Here is a 23,020-nt window from a genome sequence, read left to right on the forward strand (position 1 = left end):
GATGCCGTGGATCGACCTCATTCCTTGGACCGAACTGTTGCGCTGGCTGCACGTGATCGGCGCGACGGTGCTGTTCGGCACCGGCGCCGGCATCGCCTTCTTCATGCTGGTGGCGCACCGCACCCGCGATGCAGGCCTCGTCGCGCATGTCTCAGGCACCGTGGTGATCGCCGACGCTCTGTTCACGGCGACCGCCGCCGTGGCGCAGCCGCTGACCGGCCTGGCGCTTGCCCATCGCGTCGGCTGGCCGCTCGGCGAGGGCTGGCTCCTCGCCTCGATCGCGCTCTATGGCGTCGTCGGCCTGTTCTGGCTGCCAGTGGTGGCGATCCAGCTGCGGATGCGCGACCTGGCGCGGGCGGCCGCCGCGGCAGGGCGGCCGCTGCCGTTGGCCTATGACCGGCTCTTCCGGATCTGGTTCGCCTGCGGCTGGCCGGCCTTCGCGGCGATGCTGGCGATCCTCTGGCTGATGACCGCCAAACCCTCTCTGGGCTGAGCCCTCTCTCGTCTGAACCGCCTGGCCCTGCTACCGCCCGGCCGTCGGACCCTTGTCGGTCCAGTCCGGCGGCAGGCCGAACGAGTCGCCGACGATGCCGTCGATGCCCGGCGCCCGGCCGAAGGCCTGGCAGTCGGGATCGCGGGGCATCTCGCCGAGCATCGTCACGCGGATGCGCTCGTAGGTCGGGATGGTGAGCTCGGACTCGAACGGGTCCACGCCGGTGGTGAGGTACGAGCCGAAATCCTGGCCGAAATCGCCGGCGAGGTCGTAGATGTCGGCGACCGGGGAGAACCGGGCCTGGTTGGTGAAGGAGTTGGCGCCCCCGGCCCACACCATCGCGGCGCGCTGCTGGCGGCGGGCGTCGAGGGCCTCGGCCTCCACCGTGAGGTCGCCGAGCCCGATCGGCAGGCGCGGCACCGGCACCTTGCCGATCGTGTCGGCGAAGCCGACGCCGACCTGCGCGGCGATCGTGATCGCCGCCGAGGCGCCGACCGCGACGCCGGAGGCCGGCACATTGGTGAGGCCGGCGCGGGTGATGTTGGCCCGCACGGTCAGGTCGGCCGGGCCGGAGGAGACCACGTCGTAGCGCAGCGACAGCTCGTAGCAGAGCGCCCGGTCGGCGGCGTTGGCGACGACCCGGCGCTCCTGCTCGGTCACGCCCGGGCCGGAGACGGCGGCGGTGAAGGCGGTGGGGATGATGCGGACGGTCCGCACCCGGGCCATCGCCGCCTTGTCGATGAAGATCCGCGACTTGGTGGCGGTCGCCTCGCTCGGCGTCAGGTGATCGTAGCGGGTCAGCAGGCCGGTCTGGGTCAGAACCGGCGTGGCGCAGCCCGCGAGCAGCGCCAGGGTCGTCACGGCCGCGACGCGGCGGGCGGCCCGCGCGTTCAAGGCAGCCTTGATGGTCGTCCGCATTCGGTCGCTTTCCCGGATCGCGCGAAGCCGCACCCACGGGAGCCCGACGAAGGCTCCCGGAGGCCGGCTCCCGGCGGCGCAAGGGCGGGCCCATCCGGACTCGCCGCGCCGTTATGCGTTTGAGCCTAACCTTCGCCGCGAGAGGGGGGAAGTCGAGCTTGGCCGGAACGCGCGCTTCGGCCCGAGCTGTAACGCTTCGGCCACATTGTTTCCGTGGGGCAGGACCCCACCGGGACCGGTCAGGCGAGCGCCGCCATGCTGCAGCTCTGGCCGCCATCGACCGGCAGGCACACGCCGGTGATGAAGCGGGCCTCGTCGGAGGCGAGGAACACCGCCGCGTGGGCGATGTCCCAAGCCTCGCCGAGGCGGCCGAGGGGCACCCGGCGGTCACGGCCGGATTCCGGGGTGCCGGCGCCCCGGCACTCGTCGGCCAGCGTCGTGTCGAGGAGGCCCGGCAGGATCGCGTTCGCCCGGATGCCGTCGCGGGCATACTGCATCGCCACCGATACCGTCGCCTGGTTCACCGCCGCCTTGGCGGCCGCGTAGGCGAAGGCCGGGGTGCCGGTCCAGCGGCGGGAGGCGACCGACGAGATGTTGACCACCGCGCCCGAGCGCCGGGCCCGCATCCCCGGCAGCACCGCCTTGCAGGTGCGCCAGACGCCGCCGACATTGACCTCGATCGCCCGCCGCCAGGTCTCCTCGTCCAGATCCTCCGGGCCGCCGGCCTCCGGCAGGCCGACATTGTTGTGCAGGATGTCGATGCGGCCGAAGCGGCTCTCGCCGAGCGCCACCGCACCCGCCACCGCGTCGTAATCGGTGACGTCGGCGCAGAGCGCCACGGCCTCGTTGCCCTCCTCGGCGATGAGCTGCGCCGTCTCCTCGGCGGCGGCGAGGCCGCGATCGACGCAGATCACCCGGGCACCCTCCCGGGCGAAGGCGACCGCCACCGCCTTGCCGTTGCCCCAGCCGGTGCCGGCGGAGCCCGCCCCGAACACGATCGCGGTCTTCTTCAGCAGGCGTGTCGACATGGCCCGAGCCTCCGTCCTCGACGGAGACTCGCAAAAGGCCCGCGCCGCGCAACGGGCGGCGAAGCAGGGCGGCCAGACGCCGCCCGCATGGATGACGCACCCCGCGGATGGTCCGGCGCCCGGGATCAGGCGCCGGCGGGACCGGCCCTCCTGGTGAAGCGCCAGGCCGTGACCGCGACCGCCAGGGCGAGGCAGAGCTGGGCCAGGCTTCCCTCCCCCAGATGGACGTGGCCGAGCTCGTGCCGCACGGCGAAGCGGACGACGAGGCCGGCGGCCCAGTAGCCGAGGCAGAAGGTCAGGGCGGCGAGGAGGAGTGCGACGAAGTCGTTCATGAGCGAGAGACCCCACGGACGAGGAAGCCGCCGCGTCATCCCGCCGGCCGGCGGAACGCGGCGCGACCATGAGACCCGGGCAAGCTTGTCCGGGGCCGATCTGTCCCGAGAGGGAGCAAGAGGCGCGCCAGAGCCGCCCTCACTCCGGATTTCGCATCGCTCAAGCGTGTAAAGCCTTGAGGCTCCGCCGCGCGGGCTCGCGTTGCCATGGCCGGAGGATCCCTTCCGGCTATGGCATCACTCCGGCCGGGTCGTCTGCATCGACGGGCGCTCGCCGAAGCCCGCGTACCACGCCGCCGCGGCCGGAGCGCGCTCGCGCCAGCCGAGGTCGGGCAGGCGCAGGTCGAGGTAGCCGAGGGCGCAGCCATACGTGATGCTGGCGATGTCGACCCGCTCGCCGAGGCCGGGCGCCGCCGCCTCGATCCGCGCCAGCGCGTCGACGATCTTCTCCCGCTGACCGCCGACCCAGGCCGGCGAGCGCTCGTTCTCCTGACGCACCCGGGTCTCGTAGACGCAGAGCAGGGCCGCATCGAGCAGGCCGTCGCCGGTCGATTGCGCGGTGAGCGCCGCCCACCGCGCCGGGCCCGGGGCCGGGAAAAAGCCGCCCTGTCCGAGGTGGTCGAGGTACTCGCAGATCACCCGGCTGTCGGCGAGCGCCGTGCCGTCGTCGAGGATCAGGGTCGGCACCTGCGCCAGCGGGTTCTGCGCCCGGATGTTGGCGTCGCGGTTGATCGGATGGGCGGCCGCCGGCAGCAGCTCCAGGCGCTCGAACAATCCAAGTTCGTGGGCGACGACCAGCACCTTGCGGACGAAGGGCGAGGTCTTGGCGTAGAAGAGCTTCATGGGACTTCCTCCTGTCATTTTATCTTATACGATCCCAATCGCGACCTCATCCTGAGGTGCTGCTGCTGGCAGCCGCCTCGAAGGAGGCCTCCTTCGAGGCGAGCAAAGCTCGCACCTCAGGATGAAGGCGCAGATGGGATGAATCCGTGGTCTCGACGCGTTTCGGCTCCCGATCCGGCGCCTTGCTCACTGCCCCCGCCCGGCCGCTGCCGGCTTCGCGGAGGGCTTCTGCGCGGCCGGGGCCGGCGGCGCGGCACCGGCCGCCGCGGGCTTCGCCGGAGCCGGCGGGCGCGGGGTCTCGAGGCTGAGGCGGCGCACCGGCCAGCCGTCGCTCCAGCGCTCCATGTCGATGAAGCGCGGGTTGCTCTTCAGGCTCGCGGCGTTCTGGCCCGAGAACGCGGCGGCCGCCGCCATGTCGAAGGTCTTCCAGAAGGCGAGGTAGTCGAGGCTGTCGGTGCCCGCGGCGTTGATCTGCCCGACCAGGACGGTCTGCTCGCCGGTGAGGGTCATGTCGGCCGACCATTTGAACGGGGCCGGCTTCTGCTTCGGGTCGGGGGTCGGCAGCTTCAGCTGGCCGACATCGTAGGCCGGGTTGCCGCCGGCCGGCGCGGCGAGGGTCGCCGAGAGCGCCGGGAAGCCGTGGTCGTCGGAGAGGGCGCGGACCATCAGCTTGTGGTCGACCGGCACGGCGCTCGCCTCCCGCATCACCCGCCTCGCGGCGATGTCGGCGGCGCGGGCGTCCCGGTCGCCGATCACCGTGACGATCAGTGTGGCGGGGTCGATGGCGTTGAGGTCGTGGAGCGCGATGCCCCGGGCCTTGTCGTCCCGGGCGATGCCGCCCGGCATCGCGCCGAAGATCAGCCGCGGCACCGGCAGCCCGGTTTCCTTGGCGTGGGCCGCGAGGTTCGCCGCCAGCGGCACGCCGGCGAGGTGGCCGATGAACGCCACCCGGCCCGTATCGGGCTTGGCCTCCTGGTCGCCGGCGAGTTCGGCGAGCGCGTCCTTGACCAGGGTCGCGGCGAGGCCGCTCGCGTCCACCGGCCGCGTGCGGCCCACCTCCTGGAAGCGCGGGAACAGCACGAGATAGCCCGAGCGCGCCAGATGCTCGATCCAGGCGCCGTAGGCCTGCGGATTCACCGCGCCCCAGGCGTGCAGCATCACCGCCACCGGCCGCCCCTGCGCCGGCGCCGCGCCGTTGCCGTAATAGGCGAGCGTCACCGCGCCGGCCCGACCGAGCGCCCGCTTCACCACGCTCGCGGCGGCGTAGGCCTGGCCTCCCGGCCCCTCCTTCGGCTGGGCGGGCGGCGTGGCGGCCCCCGCGCCGGGCGCAGCCCCGAACGCCGCGAGGGCGAGGGCGAGCGGAAGGGCGAGGCGGGTGCGGGAGAGCGATGGCATGAGGCTGGGGGGCTGACGGCTCGGGAGGCGCACCCCACACTGTTTCGCGCCCGCACTCAAGGCGTGATCGCGCGGGGAGCGTCACCGTTCTGTGGCTTGTCGCTTCCGTGGTACAGTCATGCTCCAATCCGCGGGAGAGCAGGACGGAGTTCGGGCCGGAGCTAGCCCCGCCCCTCCGGCTCGTCGCCGAGTACGACGTGCAGCCGGCCGATCAGGGCGTCGAGTTCCTGCGGCACCGGCTCGTCGGTCACGTCGGTGTACATCGCCCGCAAGTCGTGTCCGAGCTTGGCGAGCAGCAACGCGTCGGCCAGGGACGACGCGGTCGGGTGCGTCTGGCCGAAGCTCGCGGCGTGATTGCTCGGAATCATCTTCATGGCGCGATTACGGGAACGGGGGTCCCGGCTCCGTCAGGAAAAAGGGGTGGGATCTGCGACGCTGACTGGCGCCGGGCAGCTCGACGACTTGAGGTTGATTTCCGGCGCCGGATCCCCGGCTTGCCCTGGACAACGCGCTTCCCGGGGGGCAGTTGCGCCCGATTTTCGGGCACACACATGGAACAGGTGCAGCCCCGAGCGTTTCCGCCCGGGGCCGGACCCGTTCTCGTCGTGATTCGCGTGGGTTAACCCCCGTTAACCATGGCCGTGATCGAGGATCCGATCCCGTCTTACATCGGTGGCGTCAGGCCGTCCTTGCCGACCGAGATGCTGCGCGCCTCGAACCGATCGCCGTCGCGCACAGCCGAGGCGAAGATCTTGGCGCCCGGCACCAGCACCGCCCGGTCGGCCGGCTCCAGCATCACCACCGGGGTGCCCGGCGGCACCGCGACGGCCAGGCTCTGGCCCTTGTACGAGACCGTGATGGTGCGGCCGTTGCCGACGCCGACACCGCCCGCGACGGTGCCGTTGGTCATGCTGGTCTCGACCTCGGGCGCCCTGACCGTGCCGTTGGTCATGCTCGTTTCGACCGGGCCTGTGCCGGAACTGTCCGGCAGCCGGTCCCAGGGGTAGTGGCCCTCGCCGGCGCCGCGCAGGGCCTCGGGGAAGATCAGCACTTCGAGGGCGACCGGCGGATCGCCGGGTTTGTCGCCGGCCTTGGCGGCGGTGCCGATGAAGCTGCCGTCCTTGACCTGGTCGAGGCTCGCCGGCGCCAGCTGCGACACCCGGGTGCCGGCGCCGAGGCGGATCGTCTCGGTCGCGCCGGCGCGGGTGCGGATGGTGACGGCGTCCGCCTCGACGCGCTCGATCGTGCCGCGCAGGCGCTCGACCTGCGGCGCGGCCAGGGCGGCGACGCTTGACGCCAAGGTCAGGCCAGCGGCCGCGATCGTCCTGAGGATGGTCATGAAAGCTCCGGGGGAGTCAGGGCTCGGGATGCGAGGAAGCCCCGGCTGTTATGGTCCGCACCCCCGGTGCCGGCCATCGTCTCGCGCACAAGTGATCGCGCGAGGCCGCCTCACGCGTCCTCGTCCTCCTCCGGCTCCAGGGTCGCCTTGACGGTGTCGAGCACCCGCCGGGCGAGGTCGGAATCCGGGTCCTCGCGGGTCAGCGCGTCCTCCAGCATGGCGAGGAAGCCGCCGAGCTGGTGGCGGTAATGGTCTGAATCGACGCCGCGCAGGATGCCGGCGACGAAGCGCACCGCCATCTGCAAAGCCACCTGCTTGGCGGCGACGTCCGATTGCGCCTCGGAGAGCCGGGCGATCATCTCGCCGTGGCGGGCCGAGAGCGTGGTCAGGCCGTTGATCTTGTCGTCCGGGCTCATCGCAAGCTCTCCCGAGAATGGGACGGGGGCCCTTCCCGCCGGAAAGGCCCCCGTCATGTGGCGGCTCCCCCGGAGCCTGTCACGGGCTCCCGGGTCTTTTGAACCTCTCCCTCCGGATTCATCCGAGGGGAGAGGACCAATCCTTACGCTGCGAGCTGGCGCAGGACGTAAGGAAGGATGCCGCCGTTGCGGAAGTACTCGAGCTCGTCGAGCGTATCGATGCGGCAGGTCAGCGGGACCTCCTTCACCGAGCCGTCGGCCGAGGTGATCTTGGCGGTGAGCGTCTGGCGCGGCTTCAGCTCGCCGGCCAGGCCCTCGATCGTCACGGTCTCGTCGCCCTTCAGGCCGAGCGAGGCCCAGGACGTGTCGCCCTGGAACACCAGCGGCACCACGCCCATGCCGACGAGGTTCGAGCGATGGATGCGCTCGAAGCTCTCGGCGATCACGGCGCGGACGCCCAGCAGCTTGGTGCCCTTCGCCGCCCAGTCGCGCGACGAGCCGGTGCCGTACTCCTTGCCGGCGAACACCACCAGCGGGGTGCCCTCCTGCTCGTAGCGCATCGCCGCGTCGTAGATGAACATCCGCTCGCCCGACGGCTGGTAGAGGGTGTAGCCGCCCTCGACCACGGAGCCGGACTCGTCCCTCACCATCTGGTTCTTGATGCGGATGTTGGCGAAGGTGCCCCGCATCATGACTTCGTGGTTGCCGCGGCGGGTGCCGTACTGGTTGAAGTCCTGCACCCGGACCTGGTGCTCCTGCAGGTAGTGGCCCGCCGGAGACGCCGCCCGGATGTTGCCGGCCGGCGAGATGTGGTCGGTGGTGATCGAGTCGAGGAACAGGCCGAGGATGCGGGCATTGACCACGTCCTCCACCGGCTTCGGGGTCTTCTCCATCCCGACGAAGTAGGGCGGGTTCTGGACGTAGGTCGAGCCGCCGTTCCACGCGAAGGTCTCGGCCTCCGTGACCTCGACGTTCTTCCAGTTCTGGTCACCGCCGAACACGTCGGCGTAGCGCGACTTGAACAGGGTCGAGGTGATGTTGGCCTCGATGAACTCCTGCACCTCGGCGGTCGAGGGCCAGATGTCCTTCAGGTAGACGGGCTTGCCGTCCGAGCCGGTGCCGAGGGGCTCGGAGGTGATGTCGATCTGCATCGAGCCGGCGAGCGCGTAGGCGACGACGAGCGGCGGCGAGGCGAGGTAGTTCGCCCGCACGTCGGGGTTCACCCGGCCCTCGAAGTTGCGGTTGCCCGAGAGCACCGCGGCGGCGACGACGTCGTTGTCGTTGATCGACTTCGAGATGGCCGCCGGCAGCGGGCCCGAATTGCCGATGCAGGTGGTGCAGCCGAAGCCGACGAGGTTGAAGCCCAGCGCGTCGAGGCTCGGCTGCAGGCCGGCCTTGTCGAGGTACTCCGCGACGACCTGAGAGCCGGGGGCGAGCGAGGTCTTCACCCACGGCTTCGAGCGCAGGCCCTTGGCGACGGCGTTGCGGGCGAGCAGGCCGGCGCCGATCATCACGCTCGGGTTCGAGGTGTTGGTGCAGCTCGTGATCGCCGCGATCACCACGTCGCCGTGGCCGATGTCGAAGTTCGCGCCCTCGACCGGGTAGCGCTTGGCGATGTCGGCCGCCTTCTTGAACTCGGTCTCCATCGACTGGGCGAAGCCGGGCTTCGCGCCATTGAGGAGCACGCGGTCCTGGGGACGCTTCGGCCCGGCGAGCGAGGGCTTCACGTCGCCCATGTCGAGTTCGAGCGTGTCGGTGAAGACCGGGTCCGGGGTCTGGGCGTCGCGCCACATGCCCTGCGCCTTGGCGTAGGCCTCGACGAGGGCGATGCGGTCGTCGGCGCGGCCGGTGACCTTCAGGAAGTCGATGGTCTTCTGGTCGACGGGGAAGAAGCCGCAGGTCGCGCCGTATTCGGGCGCCATGTTGGAGATCGTGGCGCGGTCGGCGACCGACATGTCGTCGAGGCCCGGGCCGTAGAACTCCACGAACTTGCCGACCACGCCCTTCTTGCGCAGCATCTGCGTGACGGTGAGCACGAGGTCGGTGGCGGTGGTGCCCTCGGGCAGCTTGCCCGACAGCTTGAAGCCGACGACCTCGGGGATCAGCATCGACAGCGGCTGGCCGAGCATCGCGGCCTCGGCCTCGATGCCGCCGACGCCCCAGCCCAGCACGGCCAGGCCGTTGACCATCGTGGTGTGCGAGTCGGTGCCGACGAGCGAATCCGGGTAGGCGACCTCATGGCCTTCGAAGGGCTTGGTCCAGACGGTCTGCGACAGGTACTCGAGGTTGACCTGGTGGCAGATGCCGGTGCCCGGGGGCACGACGGAAAAATTGTCGAAGGCCGACTGGCCCCACTTCAGGAAGGTGTAGCGCTCGCCGTTGCGCTCGTATTCCAGCGCGACGTTGTCGGCGAGCGCCTTCGGGGTGCCGAACTCGTCGACGATGACCGAGTGGTCGATGACGAGGTCGACCGGGACGAGCGGGTTGATCTTCTGCGGGTCGCCGCCGAGCGCCACCATGGCGTCGCGCATCGCCGCGAGATCGACCACCGCCGGCACGCCGGTGAAGTCCTGCATCAGCACGCGGGCGGGGCGGAAGGCGATCTCGACCTCGGTCTTGCCGCGGTTCTCCAGCCAGCCGACCACGGCCTCGATGTCGGCCTTCTTGACCGAGCGGTCGTCCTCGTAGCGGAGCAGGTTCTCGAGCAGCACCTTCATCGAGAAGGGCAGGCGGCTCGCATCCGGCAGGCCGTTCTTCTCGGCCTCGGGGATGGAGTAGATGGTGTAGGTCTTCGCGCCGGCCTGGATGGTCTGGCGGGCCTTGAAGCTGTCGATGGATGCCACGGCGTGGTCCTCGCGAGGGGTTGTCGAACACGGCACAGGCAGGACCTGCGCCACTCAGAAGTGTTCGGCCGGATGCGCTGCGGATTCGACCCTGGCTGACGCAGGGAAGACCCGTGTGCCGCCCGCCCTCGCCTTGCGGCCGAGAATCGGACGGTGCGCGCGCCGCCCCGGGGGTGCCCGGACTGGGATGCGCGAAGGACGGTTTGGACGCCTCTGAAGGTCGCGCGGCGCAGCCGGGACTGCGTATAGAACACTTCGAAACTGGCCGCTACGGGTCTGGTGGCCGCGGATTCACGCATTCTCGCCGGGACGGGCATAGCGTAAACGCGGGCATTCGCCTCCGCTCGCCGACAGCCCCCCGCCCTCCCACCCCCTGCCTTCGGATCCCGCCCTTGCGCCTGATCGCCGAGGACCTCGCCTGCCGGCGCTCCGGCCGCCGGATCTTCTCCGGGCTCTCCTTCACCCTGGAGGCCGGTGAAGCGCTGACCGTCACCGGCCGCAACGGCGCCGGCAAGTCGTCGCTGCTCGCGATCCTCGCCGGGCGGCTGCGGCCGGAGGCCGGGCGCCTCGTCGCCGAGGAGGTGGGCGAGCGCACGATCCCGGAATGCCTCCACGTCGTCGGCCACCGCGACGGGCTGAAAGGCGCGCTGACCGCGGAGGAGAACCTCGCCTTCGCCCGCGACCTCCTGGGCGACGCCGACCTCGGGCCCCGCGCGGCGCTCGCCCGCCTCGGCCTCGCCCACGCGGCGGGCCTGCCGGTGGCCTATCTCTCGGCGGGGCAGCGCCGGCGCGTGGCCCTCGCCCGGCTCCTCGTGTGCCGCCGGCCGCTCTGGCTCCTCGACGAGCCGACCGCCGCCCTCGACGTGGCCTCGCAAGGGGCGCTGGCCGGGCTGATGCGCGAGCATCTGGCGCAAGGCGGCCTCGTCGTCGCGGCCACCCACCAGGCGCTCGGGCTCGAGACGGCCCGGGACCTCTCCGTCGAGGCGTTCCGCACCGGCCGGTCCGAGATCGCGGCCGATCCCTTCGCGGAGGCGTTCTGATGGGCCGCGCCTTCCTGGCCGTGGTCGCCCGCGACCTGCGTCTCGCCGGCCGCATCGGCGGCTCGGGGGCCCTGTCCCTGGTGTTCTTCCTGATGATCGTCGCCCTGGTGCCGTTCGGCCTCGGGCCCGACCTCAACCTGCTCGCCCGGATCGGGCCCGGCATCCTGTGGATCGCCGCGGTGCTGGCGACCTTGATCGGCCTCGACCGGCTGTTCCAGGCCGACGAGGAGGACGGCTCCCTCGACCTCCTCTCCGGCGCGCCCGCGCCGCTGGAACTCCTGGTGCTCGCCAAGGTCACGGCGCACTGGCTCACCACCGGCCTGCCGCTGGCGCTCGCCACACCCCTGTTCGGGCTCCTCGTCGCGCTCAGCCCCACCGGCATGGCGGCGACGAGCCTGACGCTGCTGGTCGGCACCCCGGCGCTCACCTTCATCGGCGCCGTCGGCGCCGCGCTCACCGCCTCGATCCGCCGCGGCGGCTTGATCCTCGCCGTGGTGGTTCTGCCCCTGATGGTGCCGACCCTGATCTTCGGCGTCTCGGCGGCGGATGCGGCGCTCGTCGGCACGGTGCCGTTCACGACGCCGCTGGCGATCCTGGCGGCGCTCAGCCTCACGGCGGGCGTGGTGGGGACGCTGGCGGCGGCGGCGGCGCTGCGCTGGGGCGAGTAGGCGTCGGATCGGGCGGCGCGCGCCCTACATCCGCCCCCCGCCCACCGGCTCGGCGCAGAGCGCGCCCAGGGCCTCGATCAGGCGGTCGGGGTTGAGGGGCTTTCGCAACATCGGCAGGTCCGGCCACATCAGCCGCATCGCGCGCGGCAGCACGCCGCCCGTGCAGATCAGCACCGGCACGCCCCGGCCGATCAGGCACTCGGCCGTGGGCGTCGCCTCGCCGTCGGCGAGGTTGAGGTCGAGGATCGCGACGTCGATCTCCTCCAGGTCGATCAGCGCCAGGGCCTCGCGGTTGGTGCGGGCCGGGCCGACGGCATGGGCGTTCGAGCCGGTCACGATCTCGGTCAGCTCCAGGGCGACGAGCGCCTCGTCCTCGACGATCAGCACCCGTCGTCCGTCCAGCATCGCGATCTCCAAGGGTTCCGGGGCGGGCGAATCAGCGTCCGCTCCGGGTCGCGGGGCGAGAGTGTGTCGCCGGCTCCGTTCGGTCAATCGCGCGAATGCGAGGGTCGCGCTTAAACGCTCCTTAACCATGACGACAGCATCGTCAGCCTGGCCGTGATCGGAGGCGGCGCACCCGGACGGGTGCGATCCGGTCGGCCGGCACGAGGCGCGGAGAGGCGGCGATGGGCGAGGCGGCGTTTGACATCTCGGGCCAGGAACGGGGCGGCCCGGATCTCAAGGGACGGACCGGCCCGGATTTCGATCTGGTGCGGCGCCTGCTGCTCCCGCCGGGCTGGCTCGGCCCCCGGCCCTACCGGCTGCCCCTGCCCGACGAGGACGAGTTCGAGGAGATCGACGATCTCGTCGCCCAGCTCGAGGCCGAGAACAAGGTGATGAAGGCCGTGCTGCGCTCCGAGCGCGAGGCCGCGGCGGAGCTGCGCGCCCAGGTCGCGGCTCTGTCGATCCAGCAGGCTGAAGGCGAGGACACGCAGGAGGACCTGCGCGCCGACCGCGACCGCTGGGCCTCCCTGGTCGAGCGCCTGCTGTTCGCGCCGCGCTAGACGAGCGTGGCCCCTCCCCCCGTCACGCCCCAAAGCCCGATCAGTCGCACGGAGACGGCCATGAGCCCCCGCTGCTCGCTCGTCGTCAACGGCAAGCCCGTCCGTGTGGCGACCGGCGACACGCCCCTCGACGCCGCCTTGCCCCGGACGGTCGCGGCCGGCCGCGACGGCGTGATCCAGGATTCCATGCTGCAGGAGGCTCTGCCGCGCCTGCGCAACACCAGCCGCGCCCGGCCTCGCCTCGGCGACGGCGCCGCGACCCGGCCGGGACCCGCCCCCTCGCCCCTCGCGGTCCTGCGTACCGCCAAGCGCGCCGGCACGCTGCTCTCCGCCACCCCGCTCACGGGCGCGGTGATGGAGGTGGTGGTCACGGTCTCGCGCAGCCTCGACGTCGCCCCCGGCCAGGCCGTGGAAGTCGCCTTCGCGGGGCTGCCGGCCCGGCCCTACTGCCCGACCCAGCGCATCGACGGCAACACCGAGCTCAACGAACTCGTCTTCCACCTGCGCCGCGACCGCGGTGCGCTCGGCCCCGCCCTCGGCGAGGCGGTGCATCCCGGCCACGCCGTGCGGATCAAGGGACCGGCCGGCGGCACGCCCTACCGGCCCGGCCCCGGACGCCTGATCCTGGTCTCGGCCGAGACCGGCTTCGCGCCGATCTGGGCCATCGCCCGGGCGGCGCGCCACCTCGAGATCGGCCGCGAGATGGTGGTGGTGGCCGGCGCAACGGATGCCGACGACCTCTACATGCGCCCCGCCCTTGCCTGGCTGCGCGGCACCGGCGTGCAGCAGGTCACCCTGGCGGCGAGCCGCGATCGCCGCGGCCAGTCGGACGTGCGCCACGGCCCCGTCACCGCCCACCTGCCCACCTTGCGCGGCAGCGACACCGTCCACGTCGCCGGCCCGCCCGACATCGTGCGGGCGGTCGAGCGGCTCTGCGACAGCGTCGGGGCCACCTGCGCCGCCCTGCCCTTCCTGCCCTCGCGCAGCCGGGCCCGGAGCCTCGTCACTCCGGGGGATACGGGCGCGCAGTTCGGGCTGTGAGCCGGCGAACTAGGCGTTCAATCCTGGCTACATCGTCGCGTGATCCGGGCACCCCGACTGGGTCGCGACCGCTGCGACAAGCTTGTCGGCTTCACGGCGCGACCGGATCACGAGAGTGGGCACGTGCGAGCCGTGAGCGTCGAGGCCGCGGATGATCGCCGGGACCGTGTCCCGTTCAAAGTTCCAGACGTAGCTCAGGAATTCCCGGTCCGGCAGTCTCTCAGGGCAACCCGGCGCCATGTCAGGGCGGGTCCGACCGCGATGCACGAACCCGCGGCGAATCACGCCGGTGAGGCAGCTTAGTCGCGGCAGGCGCAGCCAGATCGCGAGATCGGTGCGCGGCAGGCGCAGATCCAGGCTCGACGGAAAGCTGCCGTCTATGATCCAGCGCTCGCTCGCGACCGCTGCGGCGATCAGTGCGCGGGACTCCTCGCGGGGCCGAGCTACCCAACCAGGAAGCCAGTAGAAGTCCCGGTCCATGGAGAGGTGCGGCAGGCCGAGCTGGCGACCGAGGGCCGAGGAGAGCGTCGACTTTCCGGCGCCGGAGCTGCCGAAGACCAACACGCGTCGAGCATCGCGGAGCAGCGCAGCGGCCTCGGGCAACCCGACCATGTTCGGCATCGCAAATTTCGGCCTCCACGGACCCCGATTTGCCCTTAGGGCATGCGACCGGAGCCGGCAAGGCGCCGGTCCTGGCGTCGACGAAGACCTGCGCTGCCCGTCCTCACGCCAACTCCGCGACCGGCACCGGATAGGCGTGCGGCCGCGAGGCCAGCATCGCGTCGATGAGGGCCAGCACCTCCTCCCGCCCGACATTGGCCGCCTGCTCGAACGGCGTCCAGGTCTGGTGGAAGTCGAGAGCGGCGAAGACCGCGCGGTAGCGGGTCAGTTCGGCGGGGGTCAGCGGCACGCCGCGCACGAAGGCCTTGTGGGCCGAGATCGTCAGCGCCTCGCGCGAGTTCTTCGGGTTCAGCTCGAACTTCAGCGCGTCGCCGCAGAACACGATGCCGCGGGTCGTGTCGTGCAGCACGGCATGGCCGTCGAAATGGCCGGCGGTGCGGTGAAGAACCAGGCCCGGCAGGGGCTCCAGCCCATCGTCGTAGGGCCAGGAGACCTGGAGCGCCGCGCTCCAGGTGAAGTCGGCGGCCGGCAGGCAGAGTTCGGGGTCGAAGCGGTCCTGGAGCTGGGGCAGCGCGCCGTAGCTGTGCGGATGCGAGGCCGACAGGATCTTCATGCCGCCCAGGGCCTCGATGTGGTCGAGGGCCGCCTCGCTGAAGACCGGGCAGCCCTCGAAGCCCATGTTGCCCTCAGGGGTCACGATCAGGTAGGCGCTCGGCCCGATGCCGGTGACCGGCTCGTTCCAGAACTTCCACACGCCCGCCTCGACCTCCTCCCAGTGGCAAGGGAACGAGGCTTGCGCCTCCGCGACGTCGCGGAAGCGCCAGCCGTCCTGCGGTACGACGTGGCGCGCGTCGAGGCACATCGGGCAGCTCGGCGGCGCCGCGAAGTGGCGTTGCCAGAAGCCGCAATTGTCGCAGACGAAGCTCGGAAGCTTGAGGGCGCCCGCGAAGGGCAGGTAACCGGGCACGCGAGACCTATCGGGCAGCCTTGAGGGGAGTTCCCGAGATAGGGCGCCGCCGCCGCGCCGGCGACGGCGCGCGTCAGAACAGCCGCGGCAGCAGCCGGCGCCGCCGGCCGAGCCGCCGCGCCGCCCCCGCGCCGAGGGCGAGCGCCGCCGCGCCGCCGAGGCACACGGCCGCAAGACCGGTGACGAGGACGTCGCGCTGGCGGTCGGTGAAGAACTCGCTGCGGGTCGGCGTCGTCTTGTCGGAGAATTTTCCGTCGATCGCCGCCGGACCGGGCGCGGGCTTAAACAGGTTGCCGGGCTTGTCGGGCGCCGCCTCGCCGATCTGCGCGTCCCAGCCGCGGGCCATCATCCGGTCGGAGAGCGCCGGCGACACCACCTGCATCAGCCCCATCTGCACTGTCGAGCGGCCGACCCAGATATCCCGGCGCCGATTGTTGGCGGCGAACAGGATCGCGTCGGCGCAGAGCCGGGGGTCGAAGACCGGGGCCGGGATGTCCTGCTCGGCGCCCGTGCGGGTGCGGGCCCAGCCGAATTGCGGCGTGTTCACCGCGGGCAGGTAGACGACCGTCAGATTGACGTCGACCCGCTCGTGCAGGAGCTCCGAGCGCAGGCCGTCGGTGAAGCCGGTCACCGCGTGCTTGGCGGCGCAGTAGGGCACCTGGAGCGGCATCGACCGGAGCCCCAGGCCCGAACTCACCTGCACGATGGTGCCGCGGTTGCGCCTCCGCATGTGGCGGAGCGCCGCGAGCGTGCCCCAGACCTGGCTCAGATAGGTGGTCTCGGTGACCCGCCGCCACTCCTCGGGGGCGATCTCGGGCACCGGCGCCACGATCGACGACATCGCGTTGTTGACCCAGCTGTCGATCGGCCCGAGCTCGGCCTCGAACCGGTCGGCGGCGTCGTTCACGGCCTCGACGTCGGCCACGTCGGCGGAGATCGCCAGGACGGCGCCGCCGTGCCGGCGGAGCGCGGCCTCCGCATCGCGCAGGCGCCCCTCGTCGCGGGCGACAATGCCGACCGACCAGCCCTCCCTGGCGAAGGCGTGGGCGGTCGCCAGACCGATCCCCGCCGTGCCGCCCGTCACCACCGCCACCCGCGCCACGCGCACCTCCCGAAGGCTTGAAGAAGCTGCCGGGCAATGCGGAGGGCGGGCGGGAGGTTCGGGTGCGGCGGTGACGCACCGCCACACGCAAAGTCCCCGAATGCTGAAGAGCGAAGGATAAGGCGCATCTCCCCTCTCCCGTTTGGAAGAGGGGCCGTGGGGATCGAAGATCCCGCGTGAGGGTGGCTCGGTTTCCGCAATGACCCTGAACTGTCGAGCTGCGCAGCTGGACGCTCGGAGCCTCATACGGAACCGCGCCACCCTGCGCGATCTTCGATCGCCCCTACCCCTCTCCAGGCGATACCGGGCAAGGATCTCTGGCAAGCCCGGCATCGCCTGGAGAGGGGATCCCGCGCTTCAATGTATTGGGAGGTTTGAGCGGACATTAGATGAGACCGCAGAGATGCACCTTCAGCGCGCCGGCTCCGGCTCGCCGTGGTGGTCGTCCACCCCGCGCCAGCGGTTGATCCGGATCGAGAGGTTGCGGATCACCACGTAGAAGACCGGCGTCAGGAACAGGCCGAAGATCGTCGCCCCGAGCATGCCGAACAGCACCGCGGTGCCGAGCGCCTGACGCATCTCGGCGCCGGGGCCGGTGGCGAAGGCGAGCGGCACCACGCCGAGGATGAACGCGAAGGCGGTCATCAGGATCGGCCGCAGGCGAAGCCGGCACGCCTCGACGGCGGCCGCGACCGGCCCGCGGCGTTCGCTCTCTTCGATCTGGTGCGCGAACTCGACGATCAGAATCGCGTTCTTGGCCGCGAGACCGATGAGCACGATGAGGCCGATCTGGGTCAGGATGTTGTTGTCCTGCGCCCGGAACTGCACGCCGGCCAGCGCCGCGAGCACGCCCGTCGGCACCACGAGCAGGATCGAGAGCGGCAGCGCCCAGGATTCGTACTGCGCGGCGAGCACCAGGAAGACCAGGAGCACGCCGAGGGCGAAGACGTAGATCGCCGTGTTGCCGACCGCCTTCTCCTGGAACGCGATCTCGGTCCACTCGAAGCTCATGCCGTCGGGCAGGGTCTGTCGGGCGAGTTTCTCCATCGCGTCGAGGGACTGGCCGGAGGACACGCCCGGCCGCGAATCGCCCTGTACCGGGATCGAGTAGTACAGGTTGTAGCGCTGGACGATCTGCGGGCCGGAGATGTCGCGGATGTTGGCGAGCGTCCCCATCGGCACCAGCGCGCCGGTGGAGGAGCGAACCTTGAGCCGCTCGATGTCCTCCTTCTCCATCCGGTACTTGGCGTCGGCCTGGGCCCGGACCTGGTAGATGCGCCCGAAGGTGTTGAAGTCGTTGACGTAGGCGCCGCCGAGATTGACCTGCAGCGTCGAGAACACGTTGGCGAGCGGCACGTTCAGCATCCGCGCCACCGTGCGGTCGATGTCGAGGTAGATCTGCGGCGTGTCGTTGCCGAAGGTGGTGAAGACGCGGGTCAGGTTGGGATCGCGGTTGGCCGCGCCGATGAGGTCGCCCGAGACCTGGAGCAGCCGGGCGATGTCCGAGCCCTCGCGGCTCTGCACCTGCATCTTGAAGCCGCCGGCATTGCCGAGGCCCCGCACCGGCGGCGGCGGGATCGCGATGATCCGCGCCTCCTGCATCGGCGCGGTCTTGGCGAGCACGTCCTGGAGGATCTTGCCGGCGGTGCGGCCCTTGGCGAGGCGCTCGGCGAAAGGCTTCAACGGCAGGAACATCACCGCGCCGTTGGTGGTGTTGGTGAAGGTCGCGCCGTCGAAGCCCGCGATGACGACGGTGTTGCCGACGCCGTCGATGTCGAGGGAGCGGCGCGACACCTCCTGGACCACCGCGGTGGTGCGCTCGAGCGCCGAGCCCGGCGGCAATTGCACCACCACCAGCAGGTAGCCCTGGTCCTGGAGCGGGATGAAGCCGGTCGGCGTGGTACGCACCAGATGCAGCACGCCGTAGATGACGCCGGCATAGAGCAGGAGCATCGCCAGCAGCGGCACCAGCCGCCCGGTGAGGAAGCGGATCGTCGCCGCGTAGGCGTTCGCCGTCGCGTCGAAGGCGCGGTTGAAGGTGTTGGCCGCCCAGGCGCCGAAGCGCGCCAGGAAGAAGCGCGGCCGGTGGTGCTCGGAATGGGGCTTCAGCAGCAGCTTGCAGAGCGCCGGCGACAGCGTCAGCGAGTTGAACATCGAGATGATGGTCGAGGCCGCGATGGTCAGCGCGAACTGCCGGTAGAACTGGCCCGAGATGCCCGGGATGAAGGCGGTCGGGATGAACACCGCCGAGAGCACGAGGGCGATGGCGACGACCGCGCCGCCGACCTCGTCCATGGTCTTGTGGGCCGCCTCGCCGGGCGAGAGCCCCTCGGCCATGTTGCGCTCGACGTTCTCCACCACCACGATCGCGTCGTCGACCACGATGCCGATGGCGAGGACGAGGCCGAACAGCGTCAGGTTGTTGAGCGAGAAGCCGAGCAGCGCCATCACCGCGAAGGTGCCGACGAGCGAGACCGGGATCGCGATGATCGGGATGATCGCGGTGCGCCAGCTCTGCAGGAAGACCAGGATCACCACCACGACGAGGACGATCGCCTCGCCGAGGGTCTTGTAGACCTCGTGCACCGACTCGGCGATGAACTCGGTCGGGTTGTAGGCGATCTTGTACTCGAGGCCGGGCGGGAAGTCCTTGGCGAGCGTCTTCATCAGCGCCTGGACCTGCTCGGCCGCCTGGAGGGCGTTGGTGCCGGGACGCTGGAACACGCCGATGCCGATGGCCGGCTGGCCGTTGAGGAACGACTTCGTCGTGTAGTCCTTCTGGCCGAGCTCGACCCGGGCGATATCGGAGATCCGCACCAGGCGCCCGTCGGAGGCCTTGACGATCACCTTGCGGAACTCGCTCGGATCCTGGAACCGGCCTTGCGTCTGGACCGTCAGCTGGAACGCCTGATCGGCCGGCGCCGGCGGCGCGCCGAGCGCGCCCGACGCGACCTGGACGTTCTGCTCCTGCAGCGCGTTGAGCACGTCGGTGGTCGAGAGCTGGTAGGACGCGAGCTTGTTCGGATCGAGCCAGAGCCGCAGCGCGTATTCCGACCCACCGAACACCGTGATGTCGCCGACGCCGTTGAGGCGCAACATCGGATCGCGCAGGCGCAGGTAGATGTAGTTGGCCAGGTAGTTCTGGTCGAAGGTGCCGTCGGGCGACAGCACGTGCACGACCATCATCAGGTCGGGCGAGGACTTGCGGACCGTGACGCCGAGGTTGCGCACGTCGCCGGGCAGGCGCGGCTGGGCGACCGAGAGCCGGTTCTGGACCAGCACGTTGGCGATGTCGAGGTTGGTGCCGAGCGCGAAGGTGACGGTCAGCTGCATGTTGCCGTCGTTGGTCGACAGCGACGACATGTACAGCATGTTGTCGACGCCGTTGATCTCCTGCTCGATCGGCGTCGCGATGGTGGCCGCCACGGTCTCGGCGTTGGCGCCCGGATAGGAGGCGCGCACCACCACGGTCGGCGGCACGATCTCGGGATACTGCGAGACCGGCAGCGAGATGTACGAGACGTAGCCGATGATCAGGATGACGATCGAGGTCACCGAGGCGAAGATCGGCCGGTCGACGAAGAAGTGGGCAAAACGCATCGGTGGGCCTCTCGCGCCCCTCAACATGGGCGTGGCGCTCCCGGTCGGGGCGCTGGCGTCCTGATGGAAGCGCCGCACGGACGGGCGGCGCGTGTCTGGTTACTCGCGGACCGGCGGCAGGTCCTTGCGCTCGGGCGTGATCTTGGCGCCCGGGCGCACCCGGGTCAGGCCGACGATCACGATGGTCTCGTCGCCCTTCAGCCCGTCGCGCACCACGCGGTAGCCGTCGATCTTCGGGCCGGGGCGGATGTTGCGCGGCTGGACCACGTTGTCGTCGCCGACGACGTAGACGAGGCGCTTGTCCTGGTTGGCGCCGATCGCCTCGTCGGGGATCAGCACGCCGCGATAGGGCTTCGAGGCCGGCATGCTGACGATGCCGAACAGGCCGGGCTTGATGAAGCGGTCCGGATTCTCGACCGTGGCGCGCAGGAGCACCGTGCCGGTCGCCTCGTCGACCCGGTTGTCGACGAAGTTGAGCACGCCCTTGCGGGTGGGCTTCGCTTCCCCGGTCAGCGCCACCAGGATCGGCACGGTGTGCTCGTTCTGGGTCGCCCCCATGCCGATCCGCAGGGTCCCCTGATAGGCCAGGAACGAGCGCTCATCGACCGTGAACGAGAAGTAGATCGGATCGAGGGAGACGATCGTGGTCAGCATCGTCTGGTCGGTGATGACGATGTTGCCCTCGGTGACGTTGCGCTGCGAGATCCGCCCGTCGATCGGCGAGCGCACCTCGGTGAAGTCGTAGTTGAGCTGGGCCTGGCGCAGGGCCGCGGTGGCGTTGTCGACGTCGGCCTGGGCGGTCTGCGAGTTCTGCCGGCGCTGGTCGGTGACCTGCTCGGAGATGTTGCCGGAGCGGCTCAGGGTCTGGGCGCGCTCGAGATCGGTCTGGCTGAAGTTCAGCCGGGCCTTGGCCGAATCGAGGGCCGCATTCGCCTGGTCGAGGGCCGCCTTGTAGGGCCGCCGGTCGATGGTGAAGAGCAGGTCGCCCTTCTTCACCACGGCGCCGTCCTGGAAATGGATTTTTTGCAGGTAGCCGGTGACCCGGGCCCGCACCTCGACGTACTCGATCGCGTTGAAGCGGCCGGTGAAGTCGTCGTGCTCCACCACCTCCTTGACCACGGGCTTGGCGACCGTGACCGTCGGGGGCGGCCCGCCGGGAGCCTGGGCCCGCGCCGGGATACCGGCCATCAGCAGGAGCGCCGGGATCACCGCCGCCAGCCTCAGCCTGCGCATACTCACTCTCCCGCTCGTCTCGTGCATGCGGCCCCCTCGGACGCGCGAAGAGACGGGCCGGGGCCCGTCCGCGTCGAGGGGGTGGCCTTGACCGGGAACCGCGCCGCTCTCGGCGCGGCCCTCCCGGGGCCTGAAGGATGTCGAACCGCCCGCGGGCGGCGTATTGGTTCAGCTAGTCCACGGTCTCGCCGGCATTGGCCCAGTCCTTGAACCCGCCGGCATAATGCTCCGAGAGGGGGATGCCCTGGCTCTGGAGATACTGCAGCGCCCGCGCCGAGCGCACGCCGGCGGCGCAGGACAGGACCGGCCGGCGGCCATCCGCGGCGATCATGGCCTGCAGCCGCTCGACGTCGAAGCTCGAGAGCGGGAAGGAAACGGAGCCCGGAATGTGGCCCGCCTCGAACTCGTTGGGCTCGCGCACGTCGATCAGCAGGACGGATCCGTCCGCCAGGCCGCTCTTCACCGCATCCCGGTCCCAGTCGACGATCGCCATTGTCTCACCCGAAACGTCGACCCAGCGCCGACCCACGATCATAATCGGCGCGTCCGACACTTGTCACCGCGACGCGACGGAGCGGTGACGAATGCGATAAATCATCACCGCTCAGCGTTGCAAGAGCGGTCATCCCGGGGCCGGGGGTCGTCTTGTGCGCTGCCGCACAAGCTGGATTCGGCTTGTGAGCCGCCGCTGTGTAGGAACGCCGCGACTGTGTCCCCCTCGGCGGGACTTCATCGTTCAAGGTCCCATCGTTCAAGGTGTCAATGCGCCCGCATCCCGTCGCCCTCGACCTCACCCGCCTCGTCACCCGCCTGCGCCACGCGAGCCCGACCGGGATCGACCGGGTCGAGCTCGCCTATGCCCGGCACCTCCTGGACCGGCCCGGCCCGCGCTTCGGCGTGGTCTCGACTCCGCTCGGCCCGAAGGTGCTCGACCGGGCGCAGATGGCCGGCCTCGTCGAGGCGGCGCTGGCGTCCTGGACCGAGGAGGTCGCGGTCGGCGACGACCCGGTCTACCGCGACCTCGCCGGCCGGCTCGGCCTGCCCGTGCCGCCGGCGGGCTCGGGCGCCGCGAGGCCCGACGGAACGCGGGCCCGCCGCGAGCGGCAGCTCCGGGCCTGGCTCGCGGCCTTCCGGGCGCCGGGACCGGAGCGCGTGCCGATGAACGCGATCTACCTCCACGCCTCGCACCTGCGCCTCGACAAGCCGGCGCGGTTCGACTGGCTGTACGACCGGCCCGACATCCGGCCGGTCTTCTTCATCCACGACCTGATCCCGATCGAGTATCCCGAATACGGCCGCCCCGGCGAGGCCGAACGGCACCGGGTGCGGATGGAGACGGTGGCGCGCCACGCGCAAGCCATCCTGGTGAACTCGGCCGATGTGAGGGGGCGCTTCTCCGCCTACCTCGCCGGCCTCGGGCGCCGGGTGCCGCCCATCACCGTCGGGCCGCTCGGGATCGAGGCCGCGTTCCATCGCTCGCCCGAAGACGGGGCTTCCGCCGCCCCACCCCCGCCGTTCTTCCTCGTCTGCGGCACGATCGAGCCGCGCAAGAACCTGATCGGCCTCCTCAGCACCTGGCGCGAGCTCGCCGCGCGGCACGGCGAGGCGACGCCGCGCCTCGTCGTCGTCGGGCGCCGGGGCTGGGAGAGCGAGAACGTGGTCGATCTCCTGGAGCGCTGCCCGGCGGTGCGCGCCCACGTCGTCGAGGCATCGAGCCTCTCGACCGCCGGGCTGGTGGAGCTGATGGGCCACGCCACCGCGCTCCTGATGCCCTCTTTCACCGAGGGCTACGGCCTGCCGGTGCTGGAGGCCGCGGCCAGCGGCCTGCCGGTCGTCGCCTCCGACATCCCGGTCCACCGCGAGATCGCGGGAGACTTCGCCGAGTTCCTGCACCCGCTCGACGGGCTCGGATGGATGCGGGTGGTGGAGGACCTGGCGGTGCCGGGCTCGGAGCATCGTGCGGCGATGACGGAGCGCCTCGCGGGGTACCGGGCGCCGACCTGGGCGGACCATTTCGCGCGGGTCGATCCGGCGCTGGCGGCCCTGGCGGGGTGAGGTTGCGGGGCGGTTTTGCGCCGGGGCTGACGTACGGCTAAGGTTGCAGGACGATTGCCCCATGGCCGTCCCGCTCCCTTCG

22 protein-coding genes are annotated in these 23,020 nt (G+C 71.0%); 6 read left to right on the forward strand and 16 right to left on the reverse strand.

Annotated features, from left to right (window positions below; all coding sequences use genetic code 11):
• Nucleotide 1: 1 nt before the first annotated feature.
• Entirely contained in the window at nucleotides 2-493 is a 492-nt protein-coding gene (locus tag DK412_RS18710) for a DUF2269 domain-containing protein (RefSeq protein WP_109973170.1), read from the forward strand.
• 30 nt (nucleotides 494-523) lie between these two features.
• Here DK412_RS18710 and DK412_RS18715 read toward each other — a convergent pair whose 3' ends face one another.
• The 9 genes from DK412_RS18715 to acnA form a co-directional block, all read right to left on the reverse strand.
• The gene (locus DK412_RS18715) at nucleotides 524-1,411 is read right to left on the reverse strand and encodes a DUF3313 domain-containing protein (protein WP_109973171.1); all 888 of its coding nucleotides are present in this window, start codon (nucleotides 1,409-1,411) and stop codon (nucleotides 524-526) included.
• A gap of 239 nt (nucleotides 1,412-1,650) precedes the next feature.
• Nucleotides 1,651-2,439 (reverse strand): SDR family oxidoreductase, encoded by a 789-nt coding sequence (locus DK412_RS18720; protein WP_109973172.1) that lies wholly within the window; start codon nucleotides 2,437-2,439, stop codon nucleotides 1,651-1,653.
• 125 nt (nucleotides 2,440-2,564) lie between these two features.
• On the reverse strand, nucleotides 2,565-2,771 hold the full coding sequence (locus DK412_RS18725; protein WP_109973173.1) for a hypothetical protein: 207 nt from the start codon (nucleotides 2,769-2,771) through the stop codon (nucleotides 2,565-2,567).
• Nucleotides 2,772-3,008: 237 nt separating this feature from the next.
• The gene (locus DK412_RS18730) at nucleotides 3,009-3,614 is read right to left on the reverse strand and encodes a glutathione S-transferase (protein ID WP_109973174.1); all 606 of its coding nucleotides are present in this window, start codon (nucleotides 3,612-3,614) and stop codon (nucleotides 3,009-3,011) included.
• A gap of 186 nt (nucleotides 3,615-3,800) precedes the next feature.
• A complete protein-coding gene (locus tag DK412_RS18735; RefSeq protein ID WP_109973175.1) occupies nucleotides 3,801-5,009 on the reverse strand; it encodes an alpha/beta hydrolase in 1,209 nt (402 codons plus the stop codon).
• A 161-nt stretch (nucleotides 5,010-5,170) separates the two neighbouring features.
• A complete protein-coding gene (locus tag DK412_RS18740; protein WP_109973176.1) occupies nucleotides 5,171-5,383 on the reverse strand; it encodes a NepR family anti-sigma factor in 213 nt (70 codons plus the stop codon).
• 290 nt (nucleotides 5,384-5,673) lie between these two features.
• Complete coding sequence (locus DK412_RS18745) at nucleotides 5,674-6,348, reverse strand: metal ABC transporter permease (RefSeq protein WP_109973177.1); 675 nt, start codon at nucleotides 6,346-6,348, stop codon at nucleotides 5,674-5,676.
• Between the two features lie 110 nt (nucleotides 6,349-6,458).
• Complete coding sequence (locus DK412_RS18750) at nucleotides 6,459-6,764, reverse strand: hypothetical protein (protein ID WP_109973178.1); 306 nt, start codon at nucleotides 6,762-6,764, stop codon at nucleotides 6,459-6,461.
• 143 nt (nucleotides 6,765-6,907) lie between these two features.
• Nucleotides 6,908-9,607, reverse strand: a complete 2,700-nt coding sequence (gene acnA / locus DK412_RS18755; protein WP_109973179.1) for an aconitate hydratase AcnA — start codon at nucleotides 9,605-9,607, stop codon at nucleotides 6,908-6,910.
• A 392-nt stretch (nucleotides 9,608-9,999) separates the two neighbouring features.
• Here acnA and ccmA point away from each other — a divergent pair, with 392 nt between their 5' ends.
• Both ccmA and ccmB read left to right on the forward strand, forming a co-directional pair.
• The gene (gene ccmA / locus DK412_RS18760; protein ID WP_109973180.1) at nucleotides 10,000-10,647 is read left to right on the forward strand and encodes a heme ABC exporter ATP-binding protein CcmA; all 648 of its coding nucleotides are present in this window, start codon (nucleotides 10,000-10,002) and stop codon (nucleotides 10,645-10,647) included.
• The gene (gene ccmB / locus DK412_RS18765) at nucleotides 10,647-11,315 is read left to right on the forward strand and encodes a heme exporter protein CcmB (RefSeq protein WP_109973181.1); all 669 of its coding nucleotides are present in this window, start codon (nucleotides 10,647-10,649) and stop codon (nucleotides 11,313-11,315) included. The genes ccmA and ccmB overlap by 1 nt, the downstream gene beginning before the upstream one ends.
• Nucleotides 11,316-11,339: 24 nt before the next feature.
• On the opposite strand, the gene DK412_RS18770 is transcribed toward ccmB, so the two are convergent.
• Nucleotides 11,340-11,720, reverse strand: coding sequence for a response regulator (locus tag DK412_RS18770; RefSeq protein ID WP_093568916.1), 381 nt, complete (start codon nucleotides 11,718-11,720; stop codon nucleotides 11,340-11,342).
• A 221-nt stretch (nucleotides 11,721-11,941) separates the two neighbouring features.
• Between DK412_RS18770 and DK412_RS18775 the strand changes: the two genes are divergently transcribed.
• Together DK412_RS18775 and DK412_RS18780 are read left to right on the forward strand one after the other, a co-directional pair.
• Nucleotides 11,942-12,319, forward strand: a complete 378-nt coding sequence (locus DK412_RS18775) for a hypothetical protein (protein ID WP_109973182.1) — start codon at nucleotides 11,942-11,944, stop codon at nucleotides 12,317-12,319.
• A 60-nt stretch (nucleotides 12,320-12,379) separates the two neighbouring features.
• Entirely contained in the window at nucleotides 12,380-13,360 is a 981-nt protein-coding gene (locus tag DK412_RS18780; protein WP_109973183.1) for an oxidoreductase, read from the forward strand.
• Between the two features lie 27 nt (nucleotides 13,361-13,387).
• Here the strand turns inward: DK412_RS18780 and DK412_RS18785 are convergent, their stop codons facing one another.
• The 6 genes from DK412_RS18785 to DK412_RS18810 all read right to left on the reverse strand — a co-directional run bounded on the left by DK412_RS18785 (nucleotide 13,388) and on the right by DK412_RS18810 (nucleotide 21,376).
• Entirely contained in the window at nucleotides 13,388-13,981 is a 594-nt protein-coding gene (locus DK412_RS18785; protein WP_109973184.1) for an AAA family ATPase, read from the reverse strand.
• Between the two features lie 103 nt (nucleotides 13,982-14,084).
• Nucleotides 14,085-14,948 carry an MBL fold metallo-hydrolase gene (locus tag DK412_RS18790; protein ID WP_109973185.1) on the reverse strand — a complete coding sequence of 288 codons (864 nt, stop codon included), beginning with the start codon at nucleotides 14,946-14,948 and terminating at the stop codon, nucleotides 14,085-14,087.
• 73 nt (nucleotides 14,949-15,021) lie between these two features.
• Entirely contained in the window at nucleotides 15,022-16,050 is a 1,029-nt protein-coding gene (locus DK412_RS18795) for an SDR family oxidoreductase (protein WP_204165398.1), read from the reverse strand.
• Nucleotides 16,051-16,461: 411 nt separating this feature from the next.
• Complete coding sequence (locus DK412_RS18800) at nucleotides 16,462-19,650, reverse strand: multidrug efflux RND transporter permease subunit (RefSeq protein WP_109973187.1); 3,189 nt, start codon at nucleotides 19,648-19,650, stop codon at nucleotides 16,462-16,464.
• A gap of 99 nt (nucleotides 19,651-19,749) precedes the next feature.
• Nucleotides 19,750-20,883, reverse strand: coding sequence for an efflux RND transporter periplasmic adaptor subunit (locus DK412_RS18805; protein WP_093568830.1), 1,134 nt, complete (start codon nucleotides 20,881-20,883; stop codon nucleotides 19,750-19,752).
• A gap of 172 nt (nucleotides 20,884-21,055) precedes the next feature.
• Nucleotides 21,056-21,376, reverse strand: a complete 321-nt coding sequence (locus tag DK412_RS18810; RefSeq protein WP_093568831.1) for a rhodanese-like domain-containing protein — start codon at nucleotides 21,374-21,376, stop codon at nucleotides 21,056-21,058.
• 269 nt (nucleotides 21,377-21,645) lie between these two features.
• Between DK412_RS18810 and DK412_RS18815 the strand changes: the two genes are divergently transcribed.
• On the forward strand, nucleotides 21,646-22,938 hold the full coding sequence (locus DK412_RS18815) for a glycosyltransferase family 1 protein (RefSeq protein WP_109973188.1): 1,293 nt from the start codon (nucleotides 21,646-21,648) through the stop codon (nucleotides 22,936-22,938).
• The last annotated feature ends 82 nt before the right edge of the window (nucleotides 22,939-23,020 follow it).

Source organism: Methylobacterium sp. 17Sr1-1 (assembly GCF_003173775.1).
Classification (GTDB): domain Bacteria; phylum Pseudomonadota; class Alphaproteobacteria; order Rhizobiales; family Beijerinckiaceae; genus Methylobacterium.